This window comes from Bradyrhizobium sp. USDA 3311 (genome assembly GCF_054062495.1).
In genome coordinates this window covers 6457804-6476335 of the sequence record NZ_JBSSFI010000001.1, presented here as the reverse complement: position 1 = coordinate 6476335, position 18532 = coordinate 6457804, and the positions used below count along the sequence as shown (strand labels likewise).

The window sequence follows — 18532 nt, the reverse complement described above, 5'->3', positions numbered from 1 at the left end:
CAGCTTCTAACGCGCGCCGCGCTTCGGAGCGGCGGTAGCGTCAATCTGCCGGATTGGGGTTATCAGGAGAGCGTGATGAAGCAGCGGGGAAGAATTGCGTTGATCACCGGCGGAAGCCGAGGCCTCGGGCGAAACACGGTGCTCAATCTCGCACGGCGAGGCGTCGATGTCATGTTCACCTACCATTCGGCCGTCGCCGAGGCCGAAATGGTCACGCGAGAGGTCGAGCAAATGGGGCGCAGAGCGAGGGCCTTGCAACTCGACGTCGGACGAACGAGTACATTCGAAACCTTCGTCTCGCAAGTTCGAGAGGCACTGGGCGAAATTGGCGCGATCCGTTTCGACTATCTCGTCAACAATGCCGGTATTTCCCACCATAATTCACTTGAGAAGACGACCGAAGCAGAGCTCGACGACATATACCGGGTGAACTTCAAAGGCGTCTTTTTTCTCACCCAAAAATTGCTTCCATTGATGAGTGACGGTGGCCGGATCGTGAACCTCTCGAGCGGGCTCGCACGGATCATCATTCCCGGAAGCGGTCCCTACGGCGCACTGAAGGCCGCAATCGATGTGTTGACCCGCTACCAGGCAAAGGAATTCGCCTCTCGCGGGATTGCCGTCAACGCGGTGGCTCCGGGTGCGGTACAGACAGATTTCAGCGGAGGGATGGTCCGGGACAATCCGGAGCTTAACAAGCAGGTTGCCGGGATGACGGCCCTTGGCCGGGCTGGCGTTCCCGATGACATCGGCCCGATGATCGCATCGTTGCTGTCTGACGATAATCGCTGGGTCAATGCGCAGCGGATTGAGGTTTCGGGGGGCATGGCGATTTAGCCTGCCAGGAGGCGCAGACGGCCGCTCCGACCGGCTCCTGCTGCGGTCCAGCCCTGCCATGCAATATTTACCCGCTGGCAACCGGTGCCTCCGGGCCCCGCCGGGCTTCCCCTGGGAGCCCGCATGGCCTATGACGCTGCAACGCAAAATTCCCCCAAAATGACCCCATGATCCGCCTCGACAACGTCAGCAAGCAAGCCGGCCACCAGATCCTGTTCATCGAAGCCTCCGCGGCCCTCAACAAGGGCGAGAAGATCGGCCTCGTCGGGCCGAATGGCGCGGGAAAGACGACCCTGTTCCGGATGATCGCCGGTGAGGAACTGCCCGACGAGGGACAGGTCTCGACCGATCGCGGCATCACGATCGGCTATTTCAACCAGGACGTCGGCGAGATGTCCGGCCGCAGCGCCGTGGCCGAGGTGATGAACGGCGCCGGTCCCGTCAGCGAGGTCGCAGCCGAGTTGCGCCAGCTCGAGGCTGACATGGCCGACCCTGACAAGGCCGACCAGATGGACGAGATCATCGCGCGTTATGGCGAGGTGCAGCACGCCTTCGAGGAGCTCGACGGCTATGCGCTCGACGGCCGGGCGCGCGAAGCGCTGTCCGGCCTGGGCTTCAGCCAGGAGATGATGGACGGCGATGTCGGCAAGCTCTCAGGCGGCTGGAAGATGCGCGTGGCGCTCGCTCGCATCCTCTTGATGCGTCCCGACGTCATGCTGCTCGACGAGCCGAGCAACCATCTCGATCTCGAGAGCCTGATCTGGCTGGAAAAATTCCTGCACGATTACGAAGGCACGTTGCTGATGACCTCGCACGACCGCGAGTTCATCAACCGTGTGATCTCCAAGGTGATCGAGATCGATTCCGGCTCGCTCACGACCTATACCGGCGACTACGAGTTCTACGAGCAGCAGCGCGCGCTGAACGAGAAGCAGCAGCAGGCGCAGTTCGAGCGCCAGCAGGCGATGCTCGCCAAGGAGATCAAGTTCATCGAGCGCTTCAAGGCGCGTGCTTCGCATGCCGCGCAGGTGCAGAGCCGGGTGAAGAAGCTCGACAAGATCGAGCGGGTCGAGCCGCCGCGCCGCCGCCAGAGCATCGCGTTCGATTTCCCGCCGGCACCGCGCTCGGGCGAGGACGTCGTGGCGCTCAAGAGCGTCCACAAGGGCTATGGCAGCAAGCGCATCTATGACGGCCTCGATTTCATGATCCGTCGCAGGGAGCGCTGGTGCGTGATGGGCGTCAACGGCGCCGGCAAGTCGACGCTGCTCAAGCTCGTCGCGGGTGCGAGCGAGCCGGACCAGGGCACGGTGGCCCTCGGCGGCAGCGTCAAGATGGGCTATTTCGCCCAGCACGCGATGGACCTGCTCGACGGCGAGCGCACCGTGTTCCAGTCGCTGGAGGACGCGTTCCCGACCGCGGGGCAGGGCTCGTTGCGCGCGCTCGCCGGCTGCTTCGGCTTCTCCGGCGACGACGTCGAGAAGCGCTGCCGCGTGCTCTCGGGCGGCGAGAAGGCGCGCCTCGTGATGGCGAAGATGCTGTTCGATCCGCCGAACTTCCTGGTGCTGGACGAGCCGACCAACCATCTCGATCTCGCCACCAAGGAGATGCTGATCACGGCTCTGTCGGATTTCGAGGGTACCATGCTGTTCGTCTCGCACGACCGGCATTTCCTGGCGACGCTGTCGAACCGCGTGCTCGAGCTGACGCCCGAGGGCATCCACCAGTTTGGCGGCGGCTACACCGAATATGTCGCGAGGACCGGGCAGGAAGCGCCGGGGTTGCGGAGCTAGTCTTTGCTCTTGCCGGCGATCGGCTCGATCTCGTTGGTCCAGATCCCGCCGGAATAGCCTTGCGGGAGCCGGGCGAACAACTCCGGCGTATCGATGCCGGAGGAGAACTCGCCGCCGGTGTAAGGGCCGAGCACGAAGACCGCGCTGTTGGAGCCGATCATCCGAGCGAGGAAGCGATCCGGCCAACCCCATAGCCAGGGCGCGACATTGATCGGGACCAGCACCATCGCGTCGCGGCAGGCGGCCGGCATCAGGCCGGTCCAGCCATAGCCGATATAGCCGAGCAGGCAGCGCCGGATCGCCCCGCGTGATATCGTGCGGACCTCCGGAGTGAGGCGACGGATCACCTCGATCGGCTCGTCACCGCCGTAGACCATGATCATCCGCCGTCGCTCGGCCGGCAGCGCGTTCAGCACGGCCGCGAGCTTCTCGCCCTCGTTGGCATCGCGGCTCTTCACGTTGACGAGGAGCCGCCGGTCTGGGAAGGCGGCAAACACGTCCGAGAGCGTCGGCATCATCCCGATGCCCTTGCCGCGAAACGGGAATGTCCTGCCGCCGTCGGCGGTGTAGCCATAGCCGATGTCGAGCGTTTTCAGCTTTGTCATGCTCTGCTCGCGCGTGACGCCCTGGCCGTCGGTGCGGCAGTCGAGCGTCCAGTCGTGGAATACGGCGAACTCGCCGTCGGTGGTCGGGTGCACGTCGAGCTCGACCACGTCGGCGCCGGCCTCGAAGCTGGCTCGCATCGAGCGGAGGGTATTTTCGAGATAGTCGTGCGTCGGCGGCAACATCCGCGCAGCGGTGCAGGTGTCGTTCTTCACGTCGCGCTCGTCGAAGCGCTGCGCCATGCCGCGATGGGCTAGTAACACCGGCTTGCCGTCGCGGTGCGGCGCCAGAAGACTGGTGTTGTTGATGTAGACGCCGGCGGCGGCGGCGATCAGGACTGCCGTCGCAAATCCGAGTTTCCTGCGCACTGTTTCTTCCCCAATTCCGAGATGATCGTCGGTGGCGTTTGGGGTTGATTTGCGGCGATCGTCACGCATAGGTGCCGGACGCGTTGCGCGGCTTGAACGGTCCTGTGCTGCCCGCTACGCTCTCTGCAAAAAAGGGAGCAAAGCAACCATGAAGCAACTGCGGATCGGCGACATCACCATCGACGCGGTGATCGAGCGGGAAGGGCCATGGCGGCGGCCGCAGGATTTCTTCCCGGCCTATGACAAGGGCGTGTTTGCCCGCCATCTGCCGACGATGGAGCCGGAGGTGTTCGACGCCGCGCGCGGCATGATGGTCATCACCTATCAGACGTTCGTCGTGCGCACGCCGCGCTACACAATCCTGGTGGACACCTGTACCGGCGAGGACAAGGGGCATCCGCCGCCGTTCGACTTTCCCGGCAAGGAGCGCTGGCGCAACGAACTGTTCGCGCTCGGCATCTCTTTCGAACAGATCGACTACGTCTTCTGCACGCACCTTCACATCGATCACACCGGCTGGAATACGACCTTGCGTGACGGCCGCTGGGTGCCGACGTTCCCGAATGCGAAATACGTCTTCCACAAGGGTGAGTATGCGGCCTGGGAGGCCGAGAACGCCAAGGGCAGCAACCCGCCCGGCACCGTCTTCCGCGACAATTGCCTGCCGATCGTCGAGGCCGGGCAGGCGCTGCTGGTGGACGATGATTACGCGCTCGATGACACCGTGACGCTGACGCCGACGCCGGGGCATTCGCCCTGCCATTGCTGCGTCAACATCTTCTCGAAGGGCCAGCGCGCGGTGGTCGCGGGCGATCTCATGCATCACCAGATCCAGTGCCGTGAGCCGGACTGGTCGGCGATGCCGGATTGGGATGCGAAACAGTCGGCGGTCTCGCGGCGAAAGTTCTTCGCCTCCGTCGCCGACACCGACACGCTGATCCTGCCGATCCATTTTCCGGCGCCGACGGTCGGGCTGATCAAGCCGCTGGACGGGGCGTTCGACTACCGGTTCAAGCGGGAGTGATGGCGGCGAAACTCGTAAGCGCGTAGGCAGGTCTCGTGTCCCGGACGCGGTGCGGCGCGCAGTGACGCTCCGCTGAGCCGGGACCCATCTCTCGGAATGCACGTGAAAGCGTGGGCCCCGGCTCTGCAGCGCATCGCTGAAGAAGCGCTGCGCTGCGTCCGGGGCACGAGAGTGTCGCAGCCCGCGTTACGCGCTGACTTCGCACTTCTTCATGAAGCTGTTCTTGGCGGCACCGGCCAGCGGCTTGCCGTCGGCGCTGACGGCCTTGGGCGTGCAGGCGTCGGCCTTGCACTTCTTCAGGAACGAGGTCTTGGCCGCTCCCGCCAAGGGCTTGCCGTCCTTGCCGACGGCCTTGCTCTCGCAGGTGTCCTCCGCGAAGGCCGAGCCTGCTGCAAAGGTGGCGACGATCGCAGCCAGGAAAATACGTTTCAGCATGGGTGTCTCCCTAAACCAGAAATGGTGCGGAGATTGGAGCCGGGAATCGTGGCGCAATCAAGCAGGATCGGCGCGTGCCGGGCGCGGGCGCTGATATTTTCGCAGCGCGCGATGAATGCATTTCGCCTTGACGCGCGCGGCTCCGGGCCGGCCTCCGGATTCGCGCCCGCCGCTTGCTGCACTGCGCGCTGACCGCGCGGCCGAGACCTGTTAGGCTGATCCCATTCCAGCAGGAACGGAGTGTTGCCATGGACGCCGTGACGAGCCCGCAGACCGCCGACCAGCATTCTCATCTGGTTCAACCCTCGACAATGGAATGGCAGAAGACGCGCTTTCCCGGCTGCGAGGCCAAGACCTTGCTGTTCGATCGCGGCACGGGGCTGATGACGGCGTTGATGCGCTTCGCGCCGGGATCGGTGCTGCCCGATCACGAGCATGTCGGCATCGAGCAGAGCTACGTCATTGAAGGCGCTCTCGTCGACAAGGAGGGCCCAGCCAAGGGCATCGCCTGCAAGGCCGGCGAATTTATCTGGCGCGAGGCGGGCAGCCGCCACGCCGCCTGGTGTCCGGACGGGGCCTTGATCCTTGCGATCTTCCAGGTGCCGAACAAGTTCTTTGAAGCCGACGGCCGCGTCGTCGATGCCGCCGGTCAGGATTGGGACGAAACGTGGGGGCACACGGCGGCGCAGCGGGCGCCGCGCATCTAGCCGGTCCTCATATGCCGCGCGCGAGCAGCGCCTTGAAGTCGGCGCGCGCACGCTGCGCCTCGGCCCGCGCGACGTCCGAGGCGTCGCCGAGACCAAAATAACCGTGGATCAAGCCTGGGCCCTCATGGTGCTTGACGCGCACGCCGGCGGCTTCCAGCGCCCGGGCATAGGCGGCGCCCTCGTCGCGCAGGGGATCGAACCAGGCGGTGGCAACGATCGCGGGTGCGAGGCCGGCAAGCGAAGCCGCGCGCAGCGGTGAGACGCGCCAGTCGGCGCCGTGGCCGGGATCGGCGAGATAATGGCCGCAGAACCATTCCATCACGGCGCGGGAGAGGAAGTAGCCGTCGGCATTCTCCGTGCGCGAGGGAAAGCGCGCGTTCTCGCGCGCATCGGCATAGTGGCCTGCGACGTCGGTCACGGGATAGACCAGCAGCTGCGCGGCGAGCTTGATGCCGGCATCGCGGCAGGCAATCGCGGTGGCGGCCGCGAGATTGCCGCCGGCGCTGTCGCCGGCGACGCCGAGGCGCCTTGAGTCGCCGCCAAATTCCGCGACGCGGTTGAAGATGTCACGCGCCGCGGCAAAAGCATCCTCGAAGGCGCCGGGAAAGCGCGTCTCCGGCGGGCGACGATAGTCGACGGAGACGACGACCGCGCCGGTCTCGATCGCAAGGTTGCGTGCCTGCCGGTCATGGGTCTCGAGATCGCCCGCGACCCAGCCGCCGCCGTGAAAAAACACCACGGTCGGCGCGGGATCGGAGCCGATACGGTAGAGGCGCGCATCGAGCGGGCCAGCGCCGCCTTTCACCTTGATATCCTGCACCGTATCGACCGGTGGCGGCGGCACGGCCGCGCGCGCGGCAGCCAGTGCGCGCAAGGAATCACGGGCGCTCTGTGGCGTCATCGTGGTCGGATCGCGCAGCGGCAGCAGCGGAATGATCTGGGCGATGACGGGATCGAGCGGTGCGGCCATTGCGGGTCCTTCCACGGCTGGGTTCTTGGTCTTGCTTGCGGGTTAGCATAGATTTTGCGCGCCGCATCGGCAACTGCCGGACGGGTCTGCGCCAGGGAGGTTGAGGTTGGAATTCGAAACGTTGGTTCAGTCGCGCCGCAGCGTGCGCGGTTTCAAGAACAAGCCGGTGGCACGCACCGTGATCGAAGCGATCATCGAGAGCGCCAAGCGCGCGCCGTCGTCGATGAACACCCAGCCCTGGCACGTTCATGTGCTGACAGGCAGCCCGCTGGAAGAGCTGCGCCGCCGCAACATGGAAGAGATGGTCGGCGGCGCCAAGGTCAAGCGCGACATCATCAGCCATGGCGAGTACCAGGGCGTGCATCGCACCCGGCAGGTCGATATCGCCAAGAAGCTATTCGGCGCGATGGGGATCGCACGCGACGACAAGCCGATGCGACAGGACTGGGTGCTGCGCGGCTTCCGCCAGTTCGACGCGCCGGTCTCGCTGGTCTTGACCTATGACCGCGTGCTCGATCCCGGCGCGGTCTGCCATTTCGATCTCGGCGCGCTCTGCTACGGCATCGTGCTCGCAGCCTGGGACCGCGGGCTCGGTTCGGTGATCAACGGGCAGGGCATCATGCGCTCCGACATCGTGCGCGAGGTTGCGAAGATTCCGGAGGACGAGGTGATCATGACCTGCGTCGCGATGGGATATCCCGACGACGGCTTTGCCGCCAACGCGGTGCGCTCGGATCGCGAGGCGAACAGCGACTTCGTCCGCTTCGTCGGATTCGCCGAGTAGTGCACGCAGGCGTGGATGTGTCGGCGATACGGAATCGTGCCGATGTCCGTTGCAATGCCGCCGGCGCGAGGGCGTCGCGCGGATTTGATCTGGATCAAATGCATCGATGCGATCGGTATCATGAGCCCGCGAAACGATGCGACGCCGTAATCCTACGGTGCGCATTCACAGCACAAACGCGCCTGCGCCGCGCGCTTCCTAACCGAATGGCAATTTCGAATCCGTAGTTCACTCCTTTGAGACGCGTCGCGCGTCGAACAAGGATATTGCCATGCTCTCGTTGTTTTCCCAGGCAAGTCACAAGCAGCCCGCGCCGTCGATCGTTGCGGAGGTACGGGAAGAGGCTCCGGCGGTTCATGAGGCCTGCGCGATTCGGGTGCTGGAGAGCGACGACCGGCTGCAAAATATTTCCGAGGGCGACTTCGTCGTAGAGGGCGCGCGGTCGCCGCTGGTTCTCGCGTTCATCTCACCCCACTGCGACTTCGCGCGCGTTGCATCGTCGTTGCGGAGGCTGGCGGGGTCGACGCCGGTGATCGCGATGTCGACCGCGGGCGAGCTGTGCTCGGCGGGCCAGTCGCTCTACAAGCCGACGGGGTCGAACTGGTCGTCCGTCGTCGTGCAGGTTTTTCCGGCCGATCTGTTTCAGTCCGTCAGCATCCACAGCGTCCGCCTCCACAACGACGACATCCGCAAGGGAGAGCCGTCCAGGGCCCATGACGCGCGCATCGAAGCGATCACGCGCGAGGTCGCCGCGATCAGGACGCCCTTCGCGATCGACGTGCGCGATACGATCGCTTTCGCGCTCGTGGACGGCGTGTCGGCGTCGGAGAGCTACTTCATGGAGGCCGTGTACAGGAGCGGCAAGTTTCCGTGCGGTTTCGTCGGAGGATCCGCCGGCGGCAAGCTCGACTTCCAGCATACTCATCTCTACGACGGCAGGCAGGTGCTCGAGAACCATGCGCTGATCGTCTTCATGAAGCTGGCGCCGGGCCGCGCCTACGGTATCTTCAAGACGCAGAACTTCAAGAAGACCGGAAAATCCTTCGTCGTGATGGACGCCGATCCGGATCGTCGCACCGCCTCGGGCGTCATGGAAGGGAGCGAGATCAAGCCGTTCGCCTCCGTGGTGGCGAAGGCGCTGAACACGATTCCGGCGAACCTCATGACGATGATGACGAAGCACTCCTTCGGCATCGAGGTCGGCGGAGACCTGTTCGTGCGCTCGGTCGCGGGCATCGATGCGGACAGCGGCGTCGTGTCGTTCTTCTGCGACGTCAATTCGGGCGACAGACTCGAGCTGCTGGAAGCCACCGATTTCGTGGACCAGACGCGGCGTGACCTCGAGGTCTTCCTGCGCGACAAGCCGCCGGCGATCGGCGCGATCCTCAACGACTGCATCCTGCGCCGCCTGAACAACGAGAGCCAGCTCCGCAACATGAGCGGCATGTGGCCGATGCCGGTCGCGGGTTTTTCCACCTTCGGGGAGCTGTTCGGGATCAACATCAACCAGACGCTGACCGCGATCGTGTTCTTCGACGTCAGGGAAAAGCCGCTGAACGATCCGTTCATCGAGACGTTCCCGATCCACTACGCGCATTTCGTCGAATATTTCACGCGCACCCATCTCAACCGCATGGTCATGCTGAACCGGATCAAGGACGACATCGTGCATCGTCTGACGGAATATCTCAGCGCCAGCGCCACGCTGAGCGGGAAGGTCGAGGGCGCGCTGCGCCAGACGGCTTCGATCAACGCGATCGTGGAGGAAATCCGCTCGGTCATCGTGGCGAGCGCACAATCGGCGGCGCGGGCGACCGACACGACGGCATTGTCGCAGGAGTTCGCCGGCCTCACTCAGGCCATGAACGGGCTGCGGGACATCCTGAAGATCATCGACACGATCGCGGGCCAGACCAACCTGCTGGCGCTCAACGCGACCATCGAATCGGCGCGCGCGGGCGAAGCGGGACGGGGCTTCTCGGTGGTGGCGACCGAGGTGAAGAAGCTCGCGCAGGACACCAAAACCAGCCTCACGCGTACCCACGCCTCGATCGGAGGCATGGAAACATCGCTCGAGTCGCTCGGAGCCAATATCAACGACACCCGGGGCCAGCTGATCCAGACCCAGGAAGGCTACAACAGCATCGTGACGCAGATCGAGGAGATGTTCAAGAATCTTCAGATGATCAACACCGTGCTATCGGACCTCGAGAGCTTCGTGCGCGACCGCAACGGGGCGTTGACCAGCGCCATGAGCGACATCGAGACGCTCAAGCGGATTGGGTAGGGCACAGAGCCTGCCGCTTCGCAAATTTCGGTGACGACCGTTCAGATCGCACTTGCATTCTCTTCGCGCCAGCAGGAACAATGTGCCTCGTGAGAGGTTTGTTGCTGGCGCGAGGGAATAGGCATGCGGCGGCTGGCTAGCCTGATTCTAAGGTTCTTCGGCCCGCGAGTGCGGCGCCCGATCGATGATGATCCAAGTCTTCCTTTCTCAGCCGACGAGTTCGGCCGATTGATCCGCAGCGGCAAACGAGAAGACATGAAGCTGCTGGCCGAGGGCCTCGCCTGCCGCTCCATCCCCCGCCGCGCCAAATACCGGGCGACGCACTAGCGTTCGGCAGCAATTGTCGGCTGCAATTATCGCATGGAGGCGCTCGCCGGTTTCCCGGGCTATCGCGTCAGCGCGACCCGCTTGAACGAGGCGACCAGCGCCTTCTCCAGCTTTCCAGTCATCCCACAGAGAATATTGTAGGCTTCCACGCGCGGCATCGTCGGCTTGTAGTGGCGATGCTCGATCAGCGCTGCGAAGATGTCCGAGATCGTGAGGATCCGCACGATATCGCCGATGCTCTCGGCGCAGAGCGCATCCGGATACCCGCTGCCGTCGAGATATTCGTGATGATGACGCACGGCATCGAGGATTTCAGGCGAAATCCCCTCGTGCCCTTTCAGAAACTCATAGCCCGCGGTCGGATGCGTTTCGATCAGAGCGCGCTCCTCGGCGTCGAGGCGGCCCGGCTTGTCGAGGATGGCGAGCGGGATCTGAGCCTTGCCGATGTCGTGGAACATGGCGGCCGAGTAGAGGCGTTCCAGATCGGCCCTGCCGACGCCGAGGCTGAGGCCGAAGTCGATGGCGACGCCGGTCACGAGCAGGCAGTGCTGATAGGTGCCCTCGTGGTGGCGCCGCACCGTCGTGAGCCATTCCGACAGGCCGTGCTGGGTGATACGATCGGCAATCTGGCGACCGGCTTTCCTGGTGCCGGCGACATCAAGCGGCTCGCCGAGCGTGACGGCCGTGAACATCGACGCGATGGCGGTTGCCGCGGCTGCTGCCGCATTGTCCAGCTGCGTTGTGCCGCTTGAGGAAGCAGACACAGGCTCGGCCGGATCAGCCAGCGCTGCCAGCAGCTTGATCCTGTTGATCGCCCCGGGGAGAACGAGCGTGGCGCCGAGCGCGTAGGCTTGCGATACAGTTGTGTGAGAGGAGTGCTCGACTAGGAAGATCCGCTTCGTGGCCTTCGCCAGCTTGGCAGCCCGCTTCTTGATAGCCGCGATGCTTTCGATGTCACGCAACTCGGCGCGGACGACGATTGCGAAGGGAACTTGCGACAGCTTGGGCGCGGCGTCGAGCCGTTCGCCGGCGACGGCAAATTGCCGCTCGAGCATCGAGCAGACGCCCCACAATTTGTCGGAGGAATCGGCCAGAACATGCACGAACGGGCGTATCGCATCCGGCTCTCGAATGCCGCCGTCGCCTTTGACGGGGCGGGATATGGTTCGCGCGTTCTGCACGTTGCACCTGTTTCTACCGGGAGTTCAAAGAAATCGATGATCCCTGGGCCTATTTGCTTTGAACGGAAGTCTGCGCGGCGGCCGCCGGTGCGCTGGCCGGTTTTTTCTTGCCGTCTGAGGTGATGAAGTGCACGCCGGCCATGGTGCCGTCGATCCAGACCAGCTCGCAGCGACGGTAGGCTAGTCCCGTCGACGACAGCAGCATGAAGAATTCCTTGGCCTGAAGAACGTCCAGCGTGCCCTCGACCTCGAGCTTGGCGCCCGTTTGCGAGACGTCGAGCAGGACGCAACTGCGTCGCCAGGTGCCGTCCGAACCCATCAGGTTGACAGGCTGCTTGTGATCCATCCGTACGCGAAGCGCCTTGCGACCGTCGAACCTCATCGGCTAACCCCCATTTTTGTACAGCGATTTCTCCCATCGCTGGTGTTGGCACCTGCCGCGATTTCCCCCCACCGCACCGTCCATTGGCTGGTCGACAAGAGGAGCGTTTCGAAGATCTGCTGCGCGCGTTCGCGCTCGGCAAAGGAGAGACGTGCACCGCCTCGGTTGCTCAGGATCGCGAGCGTGGTCGCCCAGTTCAGGCGCGAAGCGCGGCAGGCCATGACAAGGGCCTCGCAGTCGTCATCGATCATGACATGCTCAACGATCTCGATCGGGGCTCCCGAGAGCACGGAGAGCGCCGTGAACAGGTTGGCGGTCTCGCCGCGGATCGCAAAGCGGTTCACTGTCGAATCGTTGAGCTTGCCGACCCGGTTGAGGGCGACGATTTCCGGCCTTGCGCTCGCATAGTCGGCCGAGCAAGGCCGCTTTGGAGCAATGAGGGCGGCCGCGACGCCCGGTGCGGCGCCCTGTCCCGGTGCGGCAAAGGCGCTGGGCTTGGCCAAGGCCTTGCCTGGCGCGATGGAGAGCAGCCTGCGCACGACCAGATCTGGTGTACCGGGCCGCAGCGCCAGCGCCTTCGTGATCGCGTCATCCGCCGAGCCATTCTCGACGAGTGCAGTATAGGCCGCGTCGGAGAACCGGGCTCCCGGGTTCCTTAGCAGCGCAAGGCAGACCGTGCGGCCGCCGCGTATGACCAGCACCTCGGCTACAGCCGCTTCGACGCGCGCGCGAGACGCGATTGCAAGTCGATGGCTTTCGCCGCAGGTCGTTGCGACCGTCTCGAGGTCAGCGGCGGACAGCGCCTGCGATTTGAGCAGGATCGGACATGCGACGGCGGAGTCCTCGTGCGAGGCGAGGTGCCTCAATGTCTCTTGCGGCGCAACAGGCAGCTCGGCGAGCGCTCGGCTGAGCTGAATCAGCGAATCCGGAGCGACCCGGTTTGCCAGTCGGAGGAGGACACCGTCGACGACGTTGACGAGCAGTTCCTGAGGCCGGTCGCGGCTGGTTGTGAGCAGATGGACAATGCCTGACAGGATACGCCCGCAGCGCTCTGGCGAGCAGGCCGCGATCGCCTCTTCCAACTCCAAAAGAATATCTGCAGGCGAATTTGCCATCACGGCAGGGCCTGAATCTCAAAAAAAACGAATGAACGAGTTCTATTGCGCCTTAAAGTTGTTAATTTGGATTTTAGACTTTGATCCTTCAGGTATCAGCGCACCGCCCGCTTTACCGGAAACGCTATCGAAATTTGGCAGGACGCCAACCGTCAACTTGTCCTTTGAATTGGACCCTCGCCAACTGATCGAGACAGACTAGGATGATTTTTCGGTCTAACGGGGCAACCGAAAGGGGGGAATTCAGGTCCGCGCTTTCACCCCGGACACGCGTATTTTTCCTGACGCGGTTTTCATTTTGCCATGACCAGCGATGATGATGCGCCAACACTGGCGCCAAAGATATTTCGCTTTTCCGACGTCGATGAGTTTCGCAACGCGATCCGCGGTCTGAACTTCGAGTTCACACCGTTTGTGCGAAGGATCGCGGCTGAGCAGATCATCCTGCAATTGCCAGGCTGCGACGTGAACGTGACGCGCGCTTTTCCGCGGGTTGTGGACGCTGAACTCATCGCGGATTGCACGGCGGTTGGTTTTGCGATGGACGACCTCGACGTTCCCATTCGCTTCAACGGTGCGCAACGCGACCGCGCAGTCGTCGTCATCGGCAGCGGCGGCGCGGCCTACAACACCATCGAGGAAGTGCAGCGGCAAATCGCCTCGGTCGTCTTCCGACCAGAGGTCAAGAACCGCGGCTGGCCCGAGACGCGTTCCAATTTCAAGATCTTTGAGACCAGCACATTGGCGTTGAATGGGTTGCGGAACGTGGTCAGGGAGGTGGTGGCCGCCGCGTCCGAGCCCATCGATCCCACTGAGGCGCCGCTGAAGGCGGCGGCGATGAAGGAGTCCCTGTTCGGCGCGGTCGACGCCGTCTTCGCCAACTTGGTTTCGGCGCGATGGACGGTGAGGCCGAACGACGAGCGGCAGTTCAAGATCTTTCAGGACATCCGCGCGCTGTTGTCCGGCGATCTCGCCCAGCCCATCTACAGTGAGGAGATCGCGCGCGAGCTCGGCCTTTCCGTCCGCACCTTGCATGATGTCGTCCGCCGCTATCGCGGCATGAGCCTGCACCGTTACCTGCGCCTGCGGCGGCTGTGGTTGGTCCGCCAGCGGCTATTGGCGGGCGCCGATAGCGTCAAGGCCGTCGCGCTGGCCTTCGGCTTCTGGCATCTCAGCGATTTCTCCAGAAGCTATCGCGACCGGTTCGGCGAGGCGCCGTCGGAAACGCTGGAGCGCGGACGCAGGCGCTAGCACGACAAATGCGTTGGGGCCGGACTCCGGTTTTGTGCTAGCCTTCAGCCATGAGCAATCGCATCCTCGTCCTCTACGGTTCCTACCGTTCCGACCGCATGGGCATCCGCCTTGCGAATTTTGTCATCAATCGCCTGCGCGAGCGCGGCGAGGATGTCGAGTTCATCGACGCCAAGGCGATCGGCCTGCCGATGCTCGACCGCATGTACAAGGAATATCCCAAGGGCGCCGCGCCCGAGGCGCTGGAGAAGCTGGCCGGGCAGATCCGCGGCGCGGACGGTTTTGTCTTCGTCACCGGAGAATACAATTGGGGCATTCAGCCCGGATTGAAGAACCTGACCGACCATTTCCTCGAAGAATGGTTCTGGCGTCCGGCCGCGATCGTCAGCTACTCCGCCGGCCGCCTGTCCGGCGCGCGCGCCTCGACCGCCTGGCACGGCACGCTGTCGGAAATGGGCATGGTGGTGGTGTCGAGCACCATCGGCGTCGGCCCGATCGCGCAGACGCTGTCGGCGGATTCCGAGCCGATCGGCGAGGGCGGCAAGGCGCTGGAGCGTTCGTTCCCGCGCTTTGCCGACGACCTCGCCTGGTGGATCGAGGCGGCCAAGGCGCAGCGGGCGCGCAAGGCGCCGCCTTATTGAGCTTGAGCGAGCGGCAGCGTCAGGCGGCCCTGACCTCGCCGAGGAAGCGGTCGAACTGTCCGGCGAGATCGCGCGACTGGGTCGAGAGCTGCTCGGCCGCGCCCAGCACTTCGCGTGCGGCAGCTCCCGTGTCGTCGGCGGCGCGCTGCACGCCTGAGATGTTGGTGTTCACTTCCTGGGTGCCGCGGGCGGCTTCCTGCACGCTGCGGGCGATCTCCTTGGTCGCCGAACCCTGTTCCTCGATCGCCGCGGCAATCGCGGTGCCGATCTGGTCGATCTCGGCGATGACGTCGGCGACGTTGCGGATCGCGGCCACGGTCTCGTCGCTCGCAGACTGGATCGCCGTGATCTGCTCGGAGATTTCGGTCGTGGCCTTGGCGGTCTGGCCGGCCAGCGACTTCACTTCAGAGGCGACCACGGCAAAGCCGCGGCCGGCGTCGCCGGCGCGGGCGGCCTCGATGGTCGCGTTCAGCGCCAGCAGATTGGTCTGCTCAGCGATGCTCTGGATCAGGGTGACGACGTCGCCGATCTTCTGCGCGCCCTCGGCGAGCGCGCGTGCCGTATCGCCGGTGCGGCGGGCATTGTCGACGGCGCGGGCCGCGATCTCGGTGCTTTGTGCGACCTGACGGCCGATCTCGGAGATCGAGGAGGTCAACTCCTCGGTCGCGCTGGCGACCGTCTGGACGTTGCTGGAGGTCTGCTGCGAGGCGGCGGCGACGACCGCGGCCTGGCTGTTGGTCTGGGCCGCGGTCGAGGTCATCGACTGCGCCGTGCTTTCCATGGTGGAGGAGGCTTTCGAAAGCCCGCCGACGAGCTCGGTGACCTTGGCTTCGAACGCGCGGGTGAGCTCGTCGAGCGCCTGCGCGCGGCGCATCTTGCCGTCGTTCTCGGCCTGCTTCTCGGCGGCGAGCCGGTCGGCCCGGATCATGTTGTCCTTGAACACCTGCACGGCCGCGGCCATCGCCCCGATCTCGTCGGAGCGCTCGGCGCCGGGGATCTCCTCGGCAACGTTGCCTTCGGCAAGCCGCGACATCCGCGTGGTCAGGCCGACGATGGGCGCGCAGACGCGGCGGCGCACCGTCACGACGAGGCCGATGCTGGCGATCAGCACGGCGACAAGGCCGAGGAGCGCGACAGTGAAGCTGGTGCGTGCAGCCGAGGAGGCGCCCGCCAGGATCTGCTCCGCATTGTCGTAAAGCGCGTCGCGGACCTCGATGATGGTGCCGAGGCCGCGCTGCGTCGCGGCGTAATAGGTGTCCATGTCGTGTTCGTACTTGCCGCTGATCGCACCGTCCTTCACCAGCTTGAGCTCGCGGCCGAACTCCTCGATATAGACCGCGTTGAACTTCTCCAGCGCAGCGGCGACGTTCGCCGGCGTTGCCGGATTGCCGCGCAATTCCAGCAGCGCCATCACGATCTGGTCGTTGCGGCCCTGCGAGCGGCTGATCTCGGCCTTCTCGGTGTCCGTCGCCGGTTTCTTGCCCCCGACGAGGTTCTTGTGCAGGCTGGAGTTGAAGCCGCCGACGTCGCGCAGCGTCATCGCGATGTTGGCGTAGCTCGCCTGCCGGTAGGCGTCGCCGTTGAGGATCGCCATGCGGCGGACCTGCTCGTTGAGCAGCGCGGTCACGGCGCCGTTGAGCACGGCGTTGTCGGCGACGATCTTCTTGGCGGCGTCCTTGCGCGCCTCCGCCGGTCCCCCGAGCGCCTTGTCGATGGCCTCGCGCAGCGCGGTGAATTTCGAATTGATGCCGTCGATGTTGTTGCCGGTGGTGGCGCCGTCGTCGAACGGGCCGGGAAGGTCCTTGCGCAACGCGTTCATCCGGTCGCGGGCGCCGTCGGTCTGCTTGCGCAGCTTGTCCTGCTCGGCGAGCAGCGCCGGGTCCACCGTCGCCGGTCCATAGAGGATGTTGGTCGAAAAGCCGCGCTCGGGGTTGAGATAGCGCGGGATGTCGCCGACGGCGCGGACGATCGCGAGCCGCCCCTGTGCTTCGGTGATCCGCTCCATCGTCTGGTACTTCGTCACGGCGACGTAGACGGCGAGGCCGCCGCCGACGGTCGAGAGCGAGACGATGGCGGTGGTCAGGAGCGTTCCGATTTTCATGTTCTGTCCGGCAATTGGCGCGGGGAGAATTATTTTCCACGGACGATAGGTCGCCCGTGTTAATCTCGGGTTTACGCTGCTTGCCGCCGCGCGAGCTCAGCTGGACGGCTGATCGAGCTTCGACAGGATCTCCAGCGTCGCGCCGTCGCGCTCGCCGGCGAAATACCGGGCGAGCGCCTCACTGAAAATGGGATCATCGGACACGGCGCCGAACAGCGTCATCGAGGAGCGGAATTTGGCGTCGTCGGGCGCGCCGAGGATCGCGTTGATGGTCCGCCCCTGAACGGCGAGCACGAGCCTGGTGCACGCGATCAGGCGCGGGCCAAGGACAGGGTGGGCGAGATAGGCCTCGGCCTCCGCGCGCGAGCCGATGGCGTAGCGCTGCGCCATGGCGCTGAAGCCGAGGCCGGCGACCTGCGGGAAAATGAACCACATCCAGTGGCTCTGCTTCCGGCCCCGGGACAGTTCCCCGGTCACGGTGGGATAGACCGGATTTTGGGCCTGGACGAACCGGTCTAGATCGAAAGGAGCGGTCATTGGATACCTTGGGGGTGCCTTGACGGCCGTGATTATGCCTAACTTTTGGCTCCCAATGTGGTAGCTGGTATAGAGAGTCTCCGGGTGGGGGTGGGTCTCCCCGGGGGTCGATTTGGGGATCTGATGGTTTCCGACACCGCAAGAGCCGAGAGGCTGTTGTCGCGCCGCCGTATCGGGCGGGCCGAGACGATTCTGCTGTCTCTGGCCGCTGTTGCGCTGTCGCTCGGTGCCGCCGCCTGGGTCGCCGATATGGGCGATTCGACCCCGCTGGTTTCCGCCGCGCTACCGCCGGCCAATGCCCCTTCCTTCGAGGACCGTTTTGCTTCGGCATCTGGCAGCGCGCCCGCCCGCGAGCTCGGCCTGCGGACGCTGGAGCGCTCTGCCCTGAATGCGGTCCAGCTCAAGCTGCGCGATGCCAAGGCGATGCTGGCCCAGAAACTCCAGGGCGACGACTGGCGCTCGACCCTGACCGAAGATGACCGGACGGCGGTTGACGAGAGGCGGCCCTCGGAGCGTGCCGACGCGGTCCCGATGCCGCGTTCGCGGCCGGTGCAGGCGGACTTCTCGGCCCAGATCGCGTCCAGCCAGGCCTATGCCGACACCACCCCCAGGGTCGACAACCGCAACTTCTTCGAAAAATTCACCGACAAGATCAAGCTGGCCTCGCTGACCCCCGGCGATGGCCTGTTCAGCAAGGCGCCGGATCTCGCCGCCCTCGGCTACGATTCGCGCACGGCGGTCTACGACATTTCGGCCAAGGCGCTTTACCTGCCGAGCGGCGTCGCGCTGGAAGCGCATTCGGGCATGGGCGCGCTGATGGACGACCCCCAGCATGTCGATCAGCGCATGGTGGGCGCGACCCCGCCGGCGACCTACGATCTGAAGCCGCGCGAAAAGCTGTTCCACGGCATCCGCGCGCTGCGCTTGACGCCCGCCGAGGGCACCAGCGCGCTCGGCCGCGTCGGCCTTCTCACCCACAGCTACATGCTCGGGCCGCGTGGCGATTCCAACGGCTGCGTCTCGATCAAGGACTATGAGCGCTTCCTCAAGGCCTACGACAACGGCGAGTTCAACCGCCTGGTCGTGGTGCCGAGCCTGAGAGGATCGGCGACCGCGTCACAGCGCGGCAGCACCGACTCCTGATATTTGCCTGCCGCGGCGGGGCTGCCGTTTCCCCTTCGTTAAGCCGTCC

At 64.7% G+C, this 18532-nt stretch carries 18 protein-coding genes; 10 read left to right on the top strand and 8 right to left on the bottom strand.

Features of this window, described 5'->3' with window-relative positions; genetic code table 11:
- Positions 1-75: 75 nt before the first annotated feature.
- Positions 76-837, top strand: a complete 762-nt coding sequence (locus ACVWW6_RS31250) for an SDR family NAD(P)-dependent oxidoreductase (RefSeq protein ID WP_304553072.1) — start codon at positions 76-78, stop codon at positions 835-837.
- Positions 838-1004: 167 nt separating this feature from the next.
- Entirely contained in the window at positions 1005-2627 is a 1623-nt protein-coding gene (locus tag ACVWW6_RS31245; protein WP_456681988.1) for an ABC-F family ATP-binding cassette domain-containing protein, read from the top strand.
- Here the strand turns inward: ACVWW6_RS31245 and ACVWW6_RS31240 are convergent.
- Entirely contained in the window at positions 2624-3598 is a 975-nt protein-coding gene (locus ACVWW6_RS31240; protein WP_456681987.1) for a glycerophosphodiester phosphodiesterase family protein, read from the bottom strand. The two genes, ACVWW6_RS31245 and ACVWW6_RS31240, sit on opposite strands and share 4 nt — an antisense overlap.
- A gap of 148 nt (positions 3599-3746) precedes the next feature.
- Here ACVWW6_RS31240 and ACVWW6_RS31235 point away from each other — a divergent pair, with 148 nt between their 5' ends.
- Complete coding sequence (locus ACVWW6_RS31235) at positions 3747-4622, top strand: MBL fold metallo-hydrolase (protein WP_456681986.1); 876 nt, start codon at positions 3747-3749, stop codon at positions 4620-4622.
- A 186-nt stretch (positions 4623-4808) separates the two neighbouring features.
- On the opposite strand, the gene ACVWW6_RS31230 is transcribed toward ACVWW6_RS31235, so the two are convergent.
- Positions 4809-5057 (bottom strand): hypothetical protein, encoded by a 249-nt coding sequence (locus ACVWW6_RS31230; RefSeq protein ID WP_011086960.1) that lies wholly within the window; start codon positions 5055-5057, stop codon positions 4809-4811.
- A gap of 248 nt (positions 5058-5305) precedes the next feature.
- Here ACVWW6_RS31230 and ACVWW6_RS31225 point away from each other — a divergent pair, with 248 nt between their 5' ends.
- Positions 5306-5764 (top strand): cupin domain-containing protein, encoded by a 459-nt coding sequence (locus ACVWW6_RS31225; protein WP_456681985.1) that lies wholly within the window; start codon positions 5306-5308, stop codon positions 5762-5764.
- A 7-nt stretch (positions 5765-5771) separates the two neighbouring features.
- Here ACVWW6_RS31225 and ACVWW6_RS31220 read toward each other — a convergent pair whose 3' ends face one another.
- Complete coding sequence (locus ACVWW6_RS31220) at positions 5772-6734, bottom strand: alpha/beta hydrolase (protein ID WP_456681984.1); 963 nt, start codon at positions 6732-6734, stop codon at positions 5772-5774.
- 106 nt (positions 6735-6840) lie between these two features.
- Between ACVWW6_RS31220 and ACVWW6_RS31215 the strand changes: the two genes are divergently transcribed.
- The 3 genes from ACVWW6_RS31215 (at position 6841) to ACVWW6_RS31205 (ending at position 10132) form a co-directional block, all read left to right on the top strand.
- Positions 6841-7518: a nitroreductase gene (locus ACVWW6_RS31215; protein ID WP_038966804.1), complete on the top strand. Its 678-nt coding sequence runs from the start codon at positions 6841-6843 to the stop codon at positions 7516-7518.
- Positions 7519-7789: 271 nt separating this feature from the next.
- Positions 7790-9805: an FIST N-terminal domain-containing protein gene (locus ACVWW6_RS31210; protein ID WP_456681983.1), complete on the top strand. Its 2016-nt coding sequence runs from the start codon at positions 7790-7792 to the stop codon at positions 9803-9805.
- Positions 9806-9928: 123 nt separating this feature from the next.
- Positions 9929-10132 (top strand): hypothetical protein, encoded by a 204-nt coding sequence (locus ACVWW6_RS31205; protein WP_028171162.1) that lies wholly within the window; start codon positions 9929-9931, stop codon positions 10130-10132.
- A 59-nt stretch (positions 10133-10191) separates the two neighbouring features.
- Here ACVWW6_RS31205 and ACVWW6_RS31200 read toward each other — a convergent pair whose 3' ends face one another.
- From ACVWW6_RS31200 to ACVWW6_RS31190, 3 genes are read right to left on the bottom strand one after another with little or no spacing between them, the layout of a single operon-like run.
- Positions 10192-11313: an HD-GYP domain-containing protein gene (locus ACVWW6_RS31200; RefSeq protein ID WP_028171163.1), complete on the bottom strand. Its 1122-nt coding sequence runs from the start codon at positions 11311-11313 to the stop codon at positions 10192-10194.
- Positions 11314-11362: 49 nt separating this feature from the next.
- Positions 11363-11695, bottom strand: coding sequence for a PilZ domain-containing protein (locus ACVWW6_RS31195; RefSeq protein ID WP_028171164.1), 333 nt, complete (start codon positions 11693-11695; stop codon positions 11363-11365).
- Positions 11692-12813 carry a DUF2336 domain-containing protein gene (locus tag ACVWW6_RS31190; RefSeq protein ID WP_456681982.1) on the bottom strand — a complete coding sequence of 374 codons (1122 nt, stop codon included), beginning with the start codon at positions 12811-12813 and terminating at the stop codon, positions 11692-11694. Before ACVWW6_RS31190 ends, ACVWW6_RS31195 begins: the two co-directional genes overlap by 4 nt.
- A 300-nt stretch (positions 12814-13113) precedes the next feature.
- On the opposite strand from ACVWW6_RS31190, the gene ACVWW6_RS31185 reads away from it, so the two are divergent.
- Both ACVWW6_RS31185 and ACVWW6_RS31180 read left to right on the top strand, forming a co-directional pair.
- Complete coding sequence (locus ACVWW6_RS31185) at positions 13114-14061, top strand: helix-turn-helix domain-containing protein (protein ID WP_060911788.1); 948 nt, start codon at positions 13114-13116, stop codon at positions 14059-14061.
- Positions 14062-14111: 50 nt separating this feature from the next.
- Positions 14112-14702: an NADPH-dependent FMN reductase gene (locus ACVWW6_RS31180; protein ID WP_038966812.1), complete on the top strand. Its 591-nt coding sequence runs from the start codon at positions 14112-14114 to the stop codon at positions 14700-14702.
- A 19-nt stretch (positions 14703-14721) separates the two neighbouring features.
- On the opposite strand, the gene ACVWW6_RS31175 is transcribed toward ACVWW6_RS31180, so the two are convergent.
- Positions 14722-16803 carry a methyl-accepting chemotaxis protein gene (locus ACVWW6_RS31175; RefSeq protein WP_456681981.1) on the bottom strand — a complete coding sequence of 694 codons (2082 nt, stop codon included), beginning with the start codon at positions 16801-16803 and terminating at the stop codon, positions 14722-14724.
- Positions 16804-16899: 96 nt separating this feature from the next.
- Positions 16900-17340 carry a DUF1810 domain-containing protein gene (locus ACVWW6_RS31170; protein ID WP_161535115.1) on the bottom strand — a complete coding sequence of 147 codons (441 nt, stop codon included), beginning with the start codon at positions 17338-17340 and terminating at the stop codon, positions 16900-16902.
- Between the two features lie 192 nt (positions 17341-17532).
- On the opposite strand from ACVWW6_RS31170, the gene ACVWW6_RS31165 reads away from it, so the two are divergent.
- Complete coding sequence (locus ACVWW6_RS31165) at positions 17533-18483, top strand: DUF2778 domain-containing protein (protein ID WP_456683199.1); 951 nt, start codon at positions 17533-17535, stop codon at positions 18481-18483.
- Positions 18484-18532 lie beyond the last annotated feature (49 nt).

What these genes read in the sequence shown, in the direction of transcription:
- ACVWW6_RS31250 (WP_304553072.1), top strand. Translation starts at nt 76, where the DNA reads ATGAAGCAGCGGGGAAGAATTGCGTTGATCACCGGCGGAAGCCGAGGC.
- ACVWW6_RS31245 (WP_456681988.1), top strand. Translation starts at nt 1,005, where the DNA reads ATGATCCGCCTCGACAACGTCAGCAAGCAAGCCGGCCACCAGATCCTG.
- ACVWW6_RS31235 (WP_456681986.1), top strand. Translation starts at nt 3,747, where the DNA reads ATGAAGCAACTGCGGATCGGCGACATCACCATCGACGCGGTGATCGAG.
- ACVWW6_RS31230 (WP_011086960.1), bottom strand. Translation starts at nt 5,057, where the DNA reads ATGCTGAAACGTATTTTCCTGGCTGCGATCGTCGCCACCTTTGCAGCA.
- ACVWW6_RS31225 (WP_456681985.1), top strand. Translation starts at nt 5,306, where the DNA reads ATGGACGCCGTGACGAGCCCGCAGACCGCCGACCAGCATTCTCATCTG.
- ACVWW6_RS31220 (WP_456681984.1), bottom strand. Translation starts at nt 6,734, where the DNA reads ATGGCCGCACCGCTCGATCCCGTCATCGCCCAGATCATTCCGCTGCTG.
- ACVWW6_RS31210 (WP_456681983.1), top strand. Translation starts at nt 7,790, where the DNA reads ATGCTCTCGTTGTTTTCCCAGGCAAGTCACAAGCAGCCCGCGCCGTCG.
- ACVWW6_RS31205 (WP_028171162.1), top strand. Translation starts at nt 9,929, where the DNA reads ATGCGGCGGCTGGCTAGCCTGATTCTAAGGTTCTTCGGCCCGCGAGTG.
- ACVWW6_RS31195 (WP_028171164.1), bottom strand. Translation starts at nt 11,695, where the DNA reads ATGAGGTTCGACGGTCGCAAGGCGCTTCGCGTACGGATGGATCACAAG.
- ACVWW6_RS31185 (WP_060911788.1), top strand. Translation starts at nt 13,114, where the DNA reads ATGACCAGCGATGATGATGCGCCAACACTGGCGCCAAAGATATTTCGC.
- ACVWW6_RS31180 (WP_038966812.1), top strand. Translation starts at nt 14,112, where the DNA reads ATGAGCAATCGCATCCTCGTCCTCTACGGTTCCTACCGTTCCGACCGC.
- ACVWW6_RS31175 (WP_456681981.1), bottom strand. Translation starts at nt 16,803, where the DNA reads ATGAAAATCGGAACGCTCCTGACCACCGCCATCGTCTCGCTCTCGACC.
- ACVWW6_RS31170 (WP_161535115.1), bottom strand. Translation starts at nt 17,340, where the DNA reads ATGACCGCTCCTTTCGATCTAGACCGGTTCGTCCAGGCCCAAAATCCG.